The organism is Paenibacillus sp. BC26 (assembly GCF_900116125.1).
Lineage (GTDB): Bacteria > Bacillota > Bacilli > Paenibacillales > Paenibacillaceae > Paenibacillus_Z > Paenibacillus_Z lignilyticus.
In genome coordinates this window covers 207,871-222,581 of sequence record NZ_FPAD01000001.1, presented here as the reverse complement: position 1 = coordinate 222,581, position 14,711 = coordinate 207,871, and the positions used below count along the sequence as shown (strand labels likewise).

The following is a 14,711-nucleotide window of genomic DNA, read 5'->3' as shown; positions in this document are numbered from 1 at the left end:
CATCCCTTACACTTAGAAGCAGCAACGCTATTCTGAGTCAATAAGGGGTAATCATATGAGTGAAATCTCCAAACGGGATTACAGCATTCTGGGACCTGAAAGAGAGAAAGCGATCGCGAAAGGACTGGTATCCGCCGAGTGGTACAAATGTCCCGTTCCCCGTAAACGCATGAAGGAGCTAATGGTCCGCAGAAACGCTCCGGCGCTTCGGGACACGCTGTTATGGTTTTTCTTCCTCGCAGTAACAGGTTATCTTGCTTATTTATCCTGGGGAACCTGGTGGGCGATTCCCGCATTTGCCGTCTATGGCGTCATTTATTCCACGTCAGCCGTCTCGAAATGGCATGAATCTTGCCATGGTACGCCTTTTCGAACGTCGTGGATGAATGAAGCCTTATATCAGCTATGCTCCTTCCTCATCCTCATACAAGCGACGAATTACCGCTGGAGTCATGTTCGTCATCATACCGATACGATCATTGTCGGCAGCGATCCGGAAATTATGGAGCCTCGCCCCCCAATGTGGAGTAGACTAATCAAGATGATTTTCCGATTCGGCGATATCTTCGGTACATTTAAATCGTTATTCCGCCATGCTTTCGGCCGCCTCACCAATACGGAGAAGGAACTAATCCCTCCAAGCGATTTTCGCTCTCTGTTCTGGGAAGCACGTATTTTCATTCTCGTTTATGCTGCTATTATCGGGCTGTGTTTCTATACGCAGAGCCTGCTGCCGCTTATGTTCGTCGGTTTACCTGCGTTCTACGGCTTCTTCTTGATGACCGCCCTGAACTCCACTCAACATCTTGGCTTATACGAAGACATGCTTGATCACAGGCTATGCGTGCGCACGTTCTATACGAACCCTATTATTCGTTTTCTGTATACCAATATGAACTACCATATGGAGCATCATATGTTCCCGATGGTACCGTATTATAACTTGCCTGCCCTGCATCAAGAGATCAAGGAGGATTGTCCGGCCGCCGCATCAAGCTTCACGGCCGCACTGCGAGAAACGATTGCCGCCCTATGGCATGCACGGAAAGATCCGACGTACGTCGTACCTAAATACCGCATATTTGCCGAGAACATTGCACAATCCAATTCGACCAACCACTATGCAAGAGTAGGAGATCCATCATGACAACATTACTAGCTTGGATTGAAGTTTGCAGCAGCTCCGACATCGATACAGAGGATGTTATCCGCTTCGATTATGGCGAACGTACCTATGCCATCTATAGATCGCAAGAAGGTGACTTCTACGCAACGGACGGCTATTGCACGCATGAGAAAGTCCACCTCGAAGGCGGTCTTGTCATGGGCAGCACGATTGAATGTCCCAAACATAACGGCCGGTTTAATATTGCGACCGGCGAACCGGTTCGCAAGCCGGCATGCAAAGCACTCCAAACCTACCCCGTGAAAGTCCAAGACGACAAAGTTTATATCCAACTGGACTAGCGAGTGCTCAATCAGAACAAAGAGAAATGTACGTGATGAAGGACGCAGCTAACGTCCCTGATCACGTACATTTTTTATGCCTTGGCAGGCAGTGATTATCTTACTGGTCAGAAACTGCAGCGCCGTTCCCATTTGAATGTAACCGAATAACGAATCGAAACTTGGTATTCTCCTCGTACCACATTCGGAAATTCGTGCCCCAAACATTATTGTGCAGGTTAAAATGCATCCCGCCATCTAATGGAGCGAAGGTTTGATCGAATTGAAGCATTCTCTTCTCGCCCGGAGATAGCACCGGAGCATCCAACGTTTCCAAGTGGACCCTCCCATCGCTTCCGTGGTAATGCACGCCTGTATTAACGGCATGAAGACTGCGGTTGCCGTCCTTAACAACCTCAAGCGGCGAAACACGTTCCCCAAGCTTATCCATCTTCCAAAGGTTCGGGTTATCTACCTTCAAAGCAAAGGAGAACCAGCTTGCCTCAGGCAGTCGGTAGGCTTGTTTATCGAACCAGCTTAATTCCACCTCGATTGTTTTCTCCTGTTTGAAGAACCGGTACAGAATCTGAAGCTTCTTGGGAGCGCCATGTGTCCGCGAGGCTTCTTGGCTCATCGTAAGCTGCAAACTAACTTCGTCATACTGCTCGTTTTCCCGGACAGATGCATGACTGATTCGCGGTAAAAACCGCTTGTTTTCCGGTCTAGGCTCCGCAAACTCCATGCCCGGCTTGCCGAAGTCGGGCTCCGACCAGAAATACGTTTCAGCCCAATTCACAACGTAATCTCTATACCAATTTTGGTAGTGATCCATGCCAAACGTTTCATATTCGAATACGCCTAACCGATGCTGATCGTCAGCCCAAACTTTGCCCCGCTCGTCAACAAGCCTGTTTATCGATCCGTCGATTCCAAATTCGACACTGAAGCAGCCTAAAAGCAGCTGCTGTCCCAAGGTGAATTCACGCCCATTCGCACGATCCGACCCATCCGGAGATAACAACGTCAGCGCTTGACGCGCTTCGTTTTGCAGGTCTGACGATAACATCGATATCGCCTGATTGATGTAATTCCGTTGTTCCTGCCATGAGCTTTCAAGCAGGCTGAAGCTTTTCCCGGACTCCGATTCGAATTTCTCCGAGTGGTCGCCGCCATAAATGCCGAAATAGCCATAACGAGGATGGATGGCATCCTTCGTGACGACATCGGCTTGCCTTGCCGCATGAAAGTCGGCGACCGAATAATGCTTGAAATCGGTCAAATGCGTCTTCTCGTCCATCCCCCATGTATGTTCGGGAATGAGCATGAGCTGATCGCAGAAGTCGGCATATTGCCGGCTGCTTGCGTCCAATCGACCTTCGCCCACCCACTTGCTCCGCAGCCTTAAAAGCTCTCGATAGTGGGAGATTTTGAGCGGATCGGAGGCTGCTCCGTGGATCCATGAATCGCCAATTTCCTCGGTAATGACCGGGAATTGATCTTTCATCGCTACCAGTTTCTCAGCGAACGCATCCATTGTCGAGGCTTTTATAATGGCTCCCGGGAATTGTTCGGCAAGCTGCGCGAACTGCTTCCGAATATCAGCTGCCTTCGGCGGCCCCATATTATCGTTCGTATGCGCGAACACAAGCACTTCATCCACACCGTCGATTAATGTGATGTTGCCGTAACTGCCGGCATAGTTAACGACGATTTCCGATCCGTCTTGCGCTCGCCAGACGAATACATCCGGAACGCTCGGCTTCGTCGAAGCATAGTTAACGCCAAGGTGCAAGTATTGGATACCGTACTTCGCCATATAGGGAACCATGCCGATCGTATGCCCGGGTACATCCGTCATCTTTGCCGCGATCGTACGTTTGCCGTACTTCTCATCCAACCGACGCGCGATCGATAAACCATGCTCGAATAATGCCGGATCCATTAATTCCGTGTGCGTCGTAAACGGTAGTCCGTGCCAAACGATACTGCCTGCGGCAATCCCATCTTCCATGCGTTTTTTCTGCTCAGGATCAGCCGTTTTCATAAATTCATGAATAAGCCAAGAGCCGGTTGTCCAAACAAACCTTTCCTTGCCTTGTTCGCGATTGAATTCGTCAGCCAGATCGAGCGCTTGCGGGATAAAGGAATGAAAATAGTGATCCACGACATGACTTGCCAAATCCGTAAACCCGATATCAAGATGTGTCTTAAAGACAACATGAACTTTACGTATATTGTTCATCCCCATCGTACCTCCTATTTATTCTTTAACAGATCCCAGCACGATGCCGTGAACGAAATATTTCTGAAGAAACGGATAGATCGCCAGCAGCGGAATCATCGCCACGATCAGCTTCGCCGAATTGAGCGTCTTGTCAGACGCCTTCGACAGCTCAATTAATTGATCCGTCGTCAGCGATTTCATCAACTCCGGATCAATCCGTACGACAAGCTGTTGAATGTAGGTCTGCAGCGGATAGAGAGACGGCTTATTCATGTAGATGAGTCCGTCGAAGAATGAATTCCAATGGCCGACAATGCTGAATAGCGTTACAGTCGCCAAGGCCGGCATCGATACGGGAATAAAGATACTCGCTAGCGTACGCCACGGACCGGAACCGTCAACGATTGCCGCTTCTTCCAGCTCTTTAGGTAAATTTCGAAAGAAATTCATAATGAGAATGACATTAAAGATGGGTACTGCCCCCGGCAAAACGAGCGACCATAGCGTGTTCTGCAGATTCAGTTCCGTCACGGTCATATACAGCGGAATGAGTCCGCCGGAGAAGAGCATGCAGAATACCAGATACCACATATAAATTTTTCTGCCCGGAAACATCTTGTTATCTCTTGCTAACGGATAAGCCATGATGACGGTCAGTACGAAGTTGATCACACCGCCAAGCAGCACTCGTTTGACGGAAATGTAGAAGGCTGTAAAAAATTTATGATCTTCCAAAATAATTTTATACGATGTTAAATTGAAGCCAACAGGCCAGGCAAATACTCTACCGGCATTTACCGCGGCTTTGTCACTGAAGGACAGTGCAATCGTGTACCAGAGCGGGAACAACGATATGCACGCAATAATGATCAAAGCCAAATAGATAAACATATCAGCGCTGCGGCTGCTCCACGATTTTGAAAAAACCATGCCCAGACCCCTTTTCTTAGAAGATGCGATAGTTAGCAAATTTGTCGGCCATTTTATTAGAGAGCGCGATCAATATGATAGCGATCACAGACTTCATCAGCCCGACAGAGGTGGCCAGACCGTATTGTTGATCCACAAGGCCCATGCGGTATACGTACGTATCGATAATATCGCCGGACGAGTAAACGAGCGGATTGTACAGATTAAACACTTGATCGAAGCCGGCGTTCAAAATATTGCCAAGGCTAAGCGTCGATAGCAGCACGATTGTGGGCATAATGCCGGGAATCGTGACATGCCATAGCTTGCGGAACCTTGATGCGCCATCGATCTCAGCTGCTTCATAGAGCGACGGATTAATGCCTGCAAGCGCAGCCAAATAGACAACAGCGCTAAAACCAAATTCCTTCAGCACATCGCTCCATACGATAATATGACGAAAATAATGATTGCTGGCGAGGAACATAATAGGCTCCATGTGAAAAAATCCGGTAATCTGGTTGACGATTCCGTCTATAGATAGCATCGCAATCAGTATGCCGGATAGAATAACCCAGGACATAAAGTGCGGCAAATATACGATAGTTTGAACTAACCGTTTGAACGCACGCGCTCGAATTTCATGCAGCAGCAAAGCGAACGTAATTGGAATAATAATGCCCAGAACAATCTTCATGGAAGCGATAACCAATGTATTGATGAACACCTGTCTACTGCCCGGAAGCTGAAGCATGAATGTAAAGTTATCCAATCCGACCCATGTCTGCTCAAAGATCGGAATACCCGGTATAAAATCCTGAAACGCAATAACGGTACCAAACAGTGGAATCGTACTGAAAATGATGAGCAGCACGATGCCCGGAAGCAGCATCAGGTGATAGTTTAGCAGCCATTTCTTCGATATCATCGGTGTTCCACCTATCCTATGGAATGATATAAGGGAAGCGCCAGCATATCGCATTGGCGCTTCCCCATCTTACTATTTGGTTATTTCTTCTTTCACTTCTTCGCTAATACGTTTACCGCCAAGCGTATTCCACTGTTCTACAAACTTATCGAAGCTGTCTAGAGGCTGCTCGCCCATAATGATCTTCAGGAAGGTTTCGTTCTCGAGCTTCTCCAGAATGGACCACTTCGTTTGCATCGACTTTGTTTTTCCGAAGTACAGGTTATTAGAGAATACGACATTGTCGGCATTCATAAGCTTGGCGCCTTCGAATCTTGCTGTAGCGTTGGCCCAAGCGGCTATATCCTTCTTCGGATTAGCTTGATTGGTAAAGTAATCCTTGTACCAGCCTTTAAGCTCCGTATCCAATGTCGAATCATCTTTTGCGTCTACGGCAGCTTGAGCTTGTGCATGCGTATCATATACCGTAGTTTCCGGGCCAACTTGAAGCGAGAATGGCCACAGCTCCCATTTCTGCTGAACAGCAGGTTGATCCTTATACAGATCAGCCGCCTCCGGGTCAATCTTACGAATCCCGTTATATTCCACATTCAGTACGCGTACAACCGCTTCCGGATGCTCATAGCCTTTTCTTACGACAAGGTATTGACCTGTTGGATCCTGGTCAACCGAATTGAACTTGCCTTCGCTATCAAGAGGAGCGATAAACGGCTTCCATTCCGCTTTCGGATCATTCTTGACCGAGTCGTTCAGCGGCCAGTAGGAAATCCACCATGGTCCAAAGACGATACCGACTTGGTTGTTCGCTACAACTTCAGCCGGATCTTTACGGATCGCGAACTCTTTGTCGATTAAGCCTTGCTTATACATTTCGCTCAATTTGCCGAGTGCCGTCTTCATTTCAGGCAATGTCGAGCTGTACACGACGTTGTCAGAAGCGTCCTTCAGCCATTGGCCTTTAAACGCGTGGAATGTGCTCATAATGGGGTCGAAGCCGGAGAAGTTATTCCAGCCGGCAAGCGAAGGAACTCCACTAATGCCAAGCGTTTTACCATTGCCGGCAGCATCGTTATCGATAAATGTTTTAGCTACCGACATCAGCTCGTCAACTGTCTTGGGCGCTTGCAAGTTATATTTGTCCAGCCAGTCCTGGCGAACCCACATAATATTGTATTGCTGACCGATATTCGTATTTGGAAGAGCCATCAATTTGCCGTCAAAGGTCGCTCTGTCTAGCACGCGTTCGCCATAGGAATCGTAGTAGCCTTTCATGAGCGGGCTGATGTTGTTGTTATAAGCGTCCGTCAAATCTTCAATAAGATCGGCTGCTACGAGCTGCTTGAGCTGCTGCTCATTCACGAGGAACGCATCCGGCAAATCTCGGCTCGCCATGGATACACCCAGCTTCTGCTCGTAAGCTTCAGGCGTTTCCACCTGCCATGCATGCGTCACCTTCACATTCAATTTCTTATCGACCCAGCGAGTGAACTCGTTGTCTTCAACCGTATCGCCGTTTTGGAAGGTGACATTTTTGGAGTTAATCGCTTTCGCAATGGAAAGTGAAATAGGTTGATCGAATTTACCGAACGGGTCTGGCTGTGCTGCGTCAGGCGCCGTATTCGTTGCTGTATCCGCCTCGGCATTCGTTGAGGAATTGGCTGTGTTGGTATTCTCACTGCCTGCTGAGTTGCTAGTGTTATTCCCGTTATTGCCCCCGCAAGCGCTTACCAAAAGCATTAACGATACTAAACTGAGTGCTGCCCATTTGCTATTGCCCTTCATCTTTCAGCCCCCTTGAAGATCTATATCACTACGTCTTTATCTTACCTTTGGCAGGGCAAATAAAGTGAGAGAAGCCTGCTGTTGCTGGTTAGAATTTGGTTCTTCATTCGCTGAGGATCATCGCCGATAATCTCATTTTCTCACCTGCAGTAACCATTTTCACACCCTTCTTGCTCCCAATGCGCTAAAAAGGGATCTTCAACGTTACCGTCGTTCCTTGCCCGATCCGGCTGTCTATGGAGAATAGGCAGTCATCGCCGTAATGGGCTTGAATGACTCTCTTGACATAATCGAGCCCTATGCCAAGACCGGAGTCCCGCAGCGGATTTTTCTCTTCCAGCATGACTTTGGCGATCTCGTCCGCTGTCATCCCTTCGCCGTTATCGATGACTTCGATGATCAAGTAATGATCGCTGACTTTATGAATGTCGAGCGTTATTTTTCCATTCTCGTCGCTTAGGCCGTGATAGAGCGCATTTTCAACGATCGGCTGCAGAATGAAGCGGGGGACGTCCGTATCGAGCAGCCCCTCCTCAATGTCGGCAACGACCTGGAACTCGCAATCGTACCTGACACGCTGCAGCGCGATATAGTCATGTATGGCTGCCAGTTCATCTCGGAGCGGCACGATTTCTCCTTTTTTTCCAAGGTTGTAGTGAAGAATGCGGGTAAAGACCGATACAAACTGGTCGATCTCCGTTTGACCCTTCATGCGGGCAAGCCATTGGATCGTATTTAAGGTGTTGTGAATAAAGTGCGGGTTGATTTGATACAGCAGCTTCTCCACCTCTAATTGCCGCTTGTTCGTTTCTCTCAGCTCGATATCGCCGATCAGATCCTGAATCCGGGTTCGCATCTGATAGGATTTTTGCATGACAATATCAAATTCTTTAATGTTGGTGTAGCTAACCGGCGAATCGAATTTGCTGCTGGCCAGCAGTTGAATGTCATGGCCGACCTTCTTCAGGGGACGATAAACCGTTCGCCACAGCACATAAGCAAACAACAGACTGACGAACAGGCTGCCGGAACCAATCAGGATATATTTGACCAGCCATTTATGGAATTCCTTCTCAAAATCTTGTTTCGCGATGACCACCATCAGCGTCCAGCCCTGCTCATTATGCTGGCCGAACAGATAATAATCCCCTTGCCTCTCTTTAAACGTGCCGCCTGTGCCGGCGACTGCAAATGGTTGCCCAACCTGATACTTCTCCGGAAAATCGCTGTAAACGATGCTTCCTTGATCGTTGATCAATACATTCGAAGCCTTCATGCCATATTGCTGCTTGTCCATGATTTGCTCGAACAATTTATTATTCATCTCCACGTACAAATACACTTGGTTTTCTCCCGTTAAATACACGGGCCTTACCAAAGAGAATACAATCTTCTTCATTCCGTAACGATACAGCGTCTCATGCGGCCCGTAGAAGGTCACGGCTTTCCCGGCTGCCAGACGAGGCAGCTTATCGAAGCTGAAATTACGATCTACAACCAAATTCTCAAACTTGACCTCTTTATTTCTTGGAAAATAATAAAACATAACGCCAAGATTGGGGTTCGTAAAGTTAACCAGGTTCAGGTTCTGCTGGATATCTTGACTCAGCTCCAATTGCTGATAAATGCTCTCCGTCGTCAAATAATCCGTCAATTTCTGACCGACGTTGCCTTCATTGGTGAGCTGCAGCGATGCGTAATCCATATTATTCAGCGTGCTGTTCAAGTTGTAGCTGCCCTGGTTGAGCGAGTTGAATAAACCGCTTTCAATTTTCTTGCTCGTGATTTCCTCAATGGACAGATACGATACCCATCCTAACAGAGCTAACGGAATGAATGCGCTGAGCAGCAGGATGAGAATGAGTTTATTTTTGAGCGATCTTGCTCTTCGCAGTTTGGGTATAGGTGCGTTCACAATGTCCTCCCGCTTTTCTTCCCGAACTGTTTTCGATGATCCAGCGGATTTCTCCCGAACTGTTTGAAGAAGACACGGCTAAAATACTTTTCATCCTGAAAACCCGTTTTTTCGGCAATGGTGTAGATCGGCAGCAGCGTGGACTCGATCAAGGCGACTGACTTCTCCAAACGCAAATGTTTGGTGTACTCGCTATAAGGCTTCCCTACGATATCTTTAAAGCACCGGCTGAAATAACTGCCGCTCATTAAGAACTTTGCCGCCAATTCATCGCGATTAAAATCATAGTCGCTGCTTTCATGGATAAGACGAATGGCCTTCATAACAAGGATGATAATATCTGTAGAGTACGGTAACGCTCCCGTTCTATAGCGAAGAGCTTCTCGTAAAGCCGTGAGCCACGCCGAGGTTTGATGCCAGAAGTAAAGCCCATCTTTATCTGCCAACAGGTCTCCAAAACCATCCTCGCTTAATACCGAAAACCAAAGGGCAAGGTGCTCATCGATCAGCTTCTTGATCGTATCGCGATTGGGTCTTAAATCGGCGATTTCAATAAGAATCGCTTGGAACGCTTCATCCTCATAAATCCAGTTCATCTCTCTCCAATTGCGATATAGCTTGTCCCAGTCATTCGAATGTTTCGTCTCGTCCAAAGCCGGTATGTTTAAGGAAATGAACCCGAATTTCTGACCAGGCTGAAAGTCATAATAGATTTGCTTGAGTGCTTCGGAATGGACTGCTTTGCTGATTGCCTGAATCGACTCCAGACTTGCGCCTTCAATATCCGCCCATAGCCAATTCTCATGACTGGTTATATATTGCCGGGTGACGCTGTCCATTTCTTGATGCTCCTTGCGGAACAGCCACATGCCGCTGCTTACATCAAGGACATGCTCGGATCTGTTGATCTCGGCGGGGAATGCACGTTGATGCGGCGTGCCGGCAGCAGCCACGTCAACCAACAGTCCAAAATGCTGGCCTCCCGGTTTCTCCTTACGATACGAGCCTGCGCTTTCGTGTTCAATACGGTCCAAGATCCTGCCGATGATTTCTTCGATCTTCTCTGTGTCGAGCTGCGTCTTTACGATATAATCCAATGCGCCTAAGCGCAGTGCCTCTTGAATGTAGTCAAAGTCCTGATGGCAAGTAAGCACAACCATCCTGGTCTGGTGAAATTGCTCCCGAATGGCTTTCATAAGCTCAATGCCGTTCATAACCGGCATAGTCAAATCTATAAAAATAAGATCAACCTGATGCTGCCGCATAAACTCGAGCGCTATTTTTCCATTGACCGCTTCACCAATGATTTCAATCTCGAATTGCTCCCAAGGTACGATCGAAATAAAGCCCTTCCTGGCTAGTTTCTCATCGTCCACGACGAGTGCTGTAATCATTAAAACTCCCCCCTTTTGCTGGTATCCATAGAAAAGCCGCCTTATGAACAGGCGGCTTCCGTAACTCCCTCAGTACACTATAGACTTCGCTCTATTTACGCGCCGTTACTACAGGCTGATAATACCCTGATTCGGATGGCATCAACCACTCGATTTCCGAGAATCCCGCTTTCATCAACATGGCAGTTAATTCTTCACGCAATATAGCTCTGTACGTTGTTTTATTATGCTTCGTTATCCAATTTCCGTTTATTTCTTGCAGAATAAACTGGTTCGTCCGATAGGTTGTCCCATCATCTGCCCAATCCCAAACCTGAAATACAATACGCTTGCCCTGGTCGAAAACGCGCGGCTCTGTAGCTCTGGGCTTTTCCTTCGCCAGCTCATCGTAATCCCTGATGGTGATCAGAAGAACGCCGTCATTCTTAACTTTCGCGTACATATTGCTTAGAGCGAGATATAAATCTTCATCCGTCAGGAGGTGCGGGACTGCATTGTCTGCGGAAATAACGACATCAAACGTACCTGATACCTCTTGTGCCAACGAACGAAAATCAGCGACCCCAAAGTTTATTTCAACCCCGAAAGCTGCTGCCTCTTTTGTTGCTCTTTCTATCGAAACGGAACTTAAATCAGTGCCCGATACTTGAAATCCGTGATTAGCAAGCCCAATGGCTTGTGTGCCGATCCCGCAAGAGCAGTCTAAGAGCGAGTACCCCGCTTGGTCCGGATCTGCCAGCTTTGCATGAATGATTTTGCTTAAAACCTCACCTTGTCTGGCAATAGCCTGATTCCAATCCACGAAAATGAGGTGATACGCCTCAGCCAGGTTATCATAAAAGTCTAATACAGAATCATCCAATATACACACCACCTATTGGTATTCGTCATTTTCAATGAGTTGGACCTAATTATAGTGATAAAGTGCAATCATGTATACTACATAAAACGTTATAAGATATAGATCAAAAGCTATTTACTCCGATCAAATGCTACTTGATGCAGCGAATCAACAGCGGCTTGGATTTGATCCAGTGCTTGCACCGGCGATCCATGAATTGATCAAAATTATATATCATTTTACCCACCTCTAGTAGAGTACTCAGAATTATTAATCATTATATTGGCACTATTTTGATCCTGTCAAAAAGAAAAGCCTCGGAGGCATGCCTCCAAGGCTTCTTGTAGATGTGATTAGCGGCTAAGAATAGCTTCGATGCTAGCCAGCTCTTCGCTCGTAAACGAAAGATTGTTCAGCGCTGCAACGTTGTCTTCGATTTGGCTGACGCGGCTTGCGCCGATCAGAGCCGAAGTGACGCGTCCGCCGCGAAGCACCCATGCCAGGGACATCTGAGCCAGCGACTGTCCGCGTTCTGCTGCAATGGCATTGAGCTTCTGCAGTTGAGCTACGCGCTCCGGTGACACTGCGCTTTCGCTCAGGAAGCCTGTTGAGCTTGCCGCGCGCGAATCGCTTGGAATCCCGTTCAGATATTTGTTCGTCAGCAATCCTTGTGCCAGCGGGCAGAACGCGATGCTGCCTACGCCGTTCTCTTCCAGCACATCCTGCAAACCGTTCTCCACCCAGCGGTCGAACATGTTATAGCTCGGCTGATGAATGACAAGCGGCGTGCCCAGCTGCTTCATGATCGCGATGGCTTGCGCCGTTTGCTCTGCACTGTAGCTGGAGATGCCGACATAAAGCGCTTTGCCGGAACGCACCATGTGATCCAGCGCGCCCATTGTTTCTTCAAGCGGCGTTTCCGGATCCGGACGGTGCGAGTAGAAAATATCGACATACTCGAGGTTCATCCGTTTCAAGCTTTGCTCCAAGCTGGCAATCAGATACTTGCGGGAGCCCCACTCGCCGTATGGGCCCGGCCACATATAATAACCGGCTTTGGAGGAGATGATCATTTCGTCGCGGTACGGTTTAAAGTCCGAGCGCATGATTTGGCCGAACATTTCTTCTGCGGATCCTGCCGGAGGACCGTAGTTGTTCGCCAAGTCAAAATGCGTAATGCCCAAATCGAAAGCACGGTGAAGCATCGCGCGGCCGTTCTCATACTTGTCCACGCCGCCGAAATTATGCCAAAGCCCTAACGAGATCGCAGGCAGTTTAAGGCCCGTACGTCCGCAACGGTTGTACTTCATCGTTGCATAACGCTCTTGATTAGCTGCATATACCATGTTCATTGCTCCTTAGTAGTCCGGATTATATAAAACCTCTTAGAGTTTACACCATATACCAGACCGGCTCAAGTTAAGCTGGAAGGAACCAGCGATTGGGTAAAGAATTCAGGCGACCGGGAATCGCCTTTGCCGCCTCCGCTGTAAATGACAACGAGCAGCGTTTCTTCTTCCATCGAAACGACGCCTTCTTCCAAATACCGCTTTAATTGGAACGGCAATCTCTCGATGACGGCATGCTTCTGAAGCTCTTTCTCGCCAAGCCCCATCGCGGCGAATTCTTCCGATACGTCCCCGGGACGCTCAGCAAGACGCTGCATCCAGCCGCTCCACTCTGCTTTCTCCATGCTGAACTCCCACCACACTTTGCGCGGCTTGTAGTTGTGATTCAAGAAGTAATCGAGCTTCATCAGCCCCAGTGCAACATCAAGCTGCCAAGTTGCAGCCTCATCCTTCGCATGGGCTTCCGTAAGAAACGCCCACAGCCGCGAGAATAGATCCTCCAGCTGATGACCGATCTTCTGCCAGCCGCGGCTTTCCCAATAATCGCCGAACTGCTGGAAGAAGTCGAAGGCCGACGGGAATGCCCGCTCCACCAGATAAAGCAGCGTATGATCCATCCGATGCGCATTCCAGTATTTCTCGAGCACGTCCTCTACGCGTTTGATCCGAACGATGTCCGAGAACGGCATGATGTCATTGCCGAGAATTTCGTATGGCGCACGGTCCATATAAATATAGCCGTGCTTCTCCGCATCAAGCCGCATGCCAGTGCCTCGCAGCATTTTCAGGAACCCGAGCTGCAACTCCTCCGGACGCAGCTCAAACACGTCGTTGAACGTCTTGCGGAACGAATCGTAGTTCTCATGCGGCAAGCCGGCGATCAAATCGAGATGCTGGTCGATTTTGCCGCTTTCCTTGACCTTCATCACCGTCCGCGTCAGCTTCACAAAATTCTGACGGCGCTGTACGGCTTCGTTCGTCAGATCATTGGTCGATTGCACGCCGATCTCGAAGCGGAAGATGCCCGGCGGCGCGTGCTCCGCTAAGTAATCCAGCACTTCCGGACGCATGATATCCGCCGTGATTTCAAACTGGAAGACGCAGCCGCCGTGATTCTCAATGAGAAAACGGAATATCTCCAGCGCGTAATCACGCTTAATATTGAACGTGCGGTCGACGAATTTAATGAGCTTCGCGCCGGCATTGATCAGGTAGAGCAGATCCGATTTGGTGCGCTCCATATCGAAGTAGCGGACGCCGACCTCGATGCTCGACAAGCAGAACTGGCAGCTGAACGGACAGCCGCGGCTTGTCTCGAAATAGACGACGCGGCTTGCCAGTCGCGGCACATCCTCCTCGAAACGATGCGGCGAAGGCAGTGTCGCCAGATCAAGCTTCGGCCGAGGCGGATTCACGATAATCTCCAGCCGGCCATCTTGGTGTTCCTTCCGATAGGCAAGGCCAAACACCAGATGGAATTTGCGCGTATCCGCAAGCTCCGTAAGCAAGTGGTGGAAAGTCTCTTCCCCTTCCCCAACGACGATATAGTCGACCTGTGGCAGACGCTCCAACCAGAACGCCGTGTCGTAGCTCACTTCCGGACCACCGAGGACGATGCGGATCTCGGGTTTGATTTTCCGCAGCATGTCGATGACCGTAATCGTCTCTTCAATGTTCCAAATATAGCAGGAGAAGCCCACAACATCGGGGTTGCGGGCAAATAAGTCAGCGACGATGTTCATCGCAGGGTCTTTAATCGTAAACTCCGCGATATCGATATCAAAATCCTTCTCGGCGTATGCCTTCAAACAGCGCAGCGCGAGCGAGGTGTGTATATATTTAGCGTTTAAAGTGGAGAGCACTACTTTCATTTGAACGTCATTCCTTCATTTGCTTGAATATGAACCCAGACTAGCTTAACTA

11 protein-coding genes are annotated in these 14,711 nt (G+C 48.7%); 2 read left to right on the top strand and 9 right to left on the bottom strand.

The genetic code is table 11. The features are described from left to right. Positions 1-55: 55 nt before the first annotated feature. Positions 56-1,147, top strand: coding sequence for a fatty acid desaturase (locus BM412_RS01005; protein WP_091212637.1), 1,092 nt, complete (start codon positions 56-58; stop codon positions 1,145-1,147). Next, a complete protein-coding gene (locus BM412_RS01000; protein ID WP_091212634.1) occupies positions 1,144-1,467 on the top strand; it encodes a MocE family 2Fe-2S type ferredoxin in 324 nt (107 codons plus the stop codon). Before BM412_RS01005 ends, BM412_RS01000 begins: the two co-directional genes overlap by 4 nt. Before the next feature lie 100 nt (positions 1,468-1,567). Here the strand turns inward: BM412_RS01000 and BM412_RS00995 are convergent, their stop codons facing one another. The 9 genes from BM412_RS00995 to BM412_RS00955 form a co-directional block, all read right to left on the bottom strand. Further along, on the bottom strand, positions 1,568-3,688 hold the full coding sequence (locus BM412_RS00995; protein WP_091212632.1) for a DUF5054 domain-containing protein: 2,121 nt from the start codon (positions 3,686-3,688) through the stop codon (positions 1,568-1,570). Between the two features lie 18 nt (positions 3,689-3,706). After that, positions 3,707-4,600 carry a carbohydrate ABC transporter permease gene (locus BM412_RS00990; protein WP_091212630.1) on the bottom strand — a complete coding sequence of 298 codons (894 nt, stop codon included), beginning with the start codon at positions 4,598-4,600 and terminating at the stop codon, positions 3,707-3,709. Between the two features lie 16 nt (positions 4,601-4,616). Beyond that, positions 4,617-5,507: an ABC transporter permease gene (locus tag BM412_RS00985; protein ID WP_091212628.1), complete on the bottom strand. Its 891-nt coding sequence runs from the start codon at positions 5,505-5,507 to the stop codon at positions 4,617-4,619. 72 nt (positions 5,508-5,579) lie between these two features. Next, entirely contained in the window at positions 5,580-7,289 is a 1,710-nt protein-coding gene (locus BM412_RS00980; protein WP_091212625.1) for a type 2 periplasmic-binding domain-containing protein, read from the bottom strand. A gap of 184 nt (positions 7,290-7,473) precedes the next feature. Then, positions 7,474-9,204: a cache domain-containing sensor histidine kinase gene (locus tag BM412_RS00975; RefSeq protein WP_091212623.1), complete on the bottom strand. Its 1,731-nt coding sequence runs from the start codon at positions 9,202-9,204 to the stop codon at positions 7,474-7,476. Next, the gene (locus tag BM412_RS00970) at positions 9,201-10,598 is read right to left on the bottom strand and encodes a response regulator transcription factor (RefSeq protein ID WP_091212620.1); all 1,398 of its coding nucleotides are present in this window, start codon (positions 10,596-10,598) and stop codon (positions 9,201-9,203) included. The genes BM412_RS00975 and BM412_RS00970 overlap by 4 nt, the downstream gene beginning before the upstream one ends. A gap of 91 nt (positions 10,599-10,689) precedes the next feature. Beyond that, entirely contained in the window at positions 10,690-11,460 is a 771-nt protein-coding gene (locus tag BM412_RS00965) for a class I SAM-dependent methyltransferase (RefSeq protein ID WP_091212617.1), read from the bottom strand. Between the two features lie 332 nt (positions 11,461-11,792). Then, the gene (gene mgrA / locus BM412_RS00960) at positions 11,793-12,785 is read right to left on the bottom strand and encodes an L-glyceraldehyde 3-phosphate reductase (RefSeq protein WP_091212616.1); all 993 of its coding nucleotides are present in this window, start codon (positions 12,783-12,785) and stop codon (positions 11,793-11,795) included. A 68-nt stretch (positions 12,786-12,853) separates the two neighbouring features. Then, positions 12,854-14,659 (bottom strand): B12-binding domain-containing radical SAM protein, encoded by a 1,806-nt coding sequence (locus tag BM412_RS00955; RefSeq protein ID WP_091212613.1) that lies wholly within the window; start codon positions 14,657-14,659, stop codon positions 12,854-12,856. Positions 14,660-14,711 lie beyond the last annotated feature (52 nt).

Bases quoted from the DNA above. Each gene is read 5' to 3' on its own strand.
- BM412_RS01005 (WP_091212637.1), top strand. From the start codon at position 56: ATGAGTGAAATCTCCAAACGGGATTACAGCATTCTGGGACCTGAAAGA.
- BM412_RS01000 (WP_091212634.1), top strand. From the start codon at position 1,144: ATGACAACATTACTAGCTTGGATTGAAGTTTGCAGCAGCTCCGACATC.
- BM412_RS00995 (WP_091212632.1), bottom strand. From the start codon at position 3,688: ATGAACAATATACGTAAAGTTCATGTTGTCTTTAAGACACATCTTGAT.
- BM412_RS00990 (WP_091212630.1), bottom strand. From the start codon at position 4,600: ATGGTTTTTTCAAAATCGTGGAGCAGCCGCAGCGCTGATATGTTTATC.
- BM412_RS00985 (WP_091212628.1), bottom strand. From the start codon at position 5,507: ATGATATCGAAGAAATGGCTGCTAAACTATCACCTGATGCTGCTTCCG.
- BM412_RS00980 (WP_091212625.1), bottom strand. From the start codon at position 7,289: ATGAAGGGCAATAGCAAATGGGCAGCACTCAGTTTAGTATCGTTAATG.
- BM412_RS00970 (WP_091212620.1), bottom strand. From the start codon at position 10,598: ATGATTACAGCACTCGTCGTGGACGATGAGAAACTAGCCAGGAAGGGC.
- mgrA (WP_091212616.1), bottom strand. From the start codon at position 12,785: ATGGTATATGCAGCTAATCAAGAGCGTTATGCAACGATGAAGTACAAC.
- BM412_RS00955 (WP_091212613.1), bottom strand. From the start codon at position 14,659: ATGAAAGTAGTGCTCTCCACTTTAAACGCTAAATATATACACACCTCG.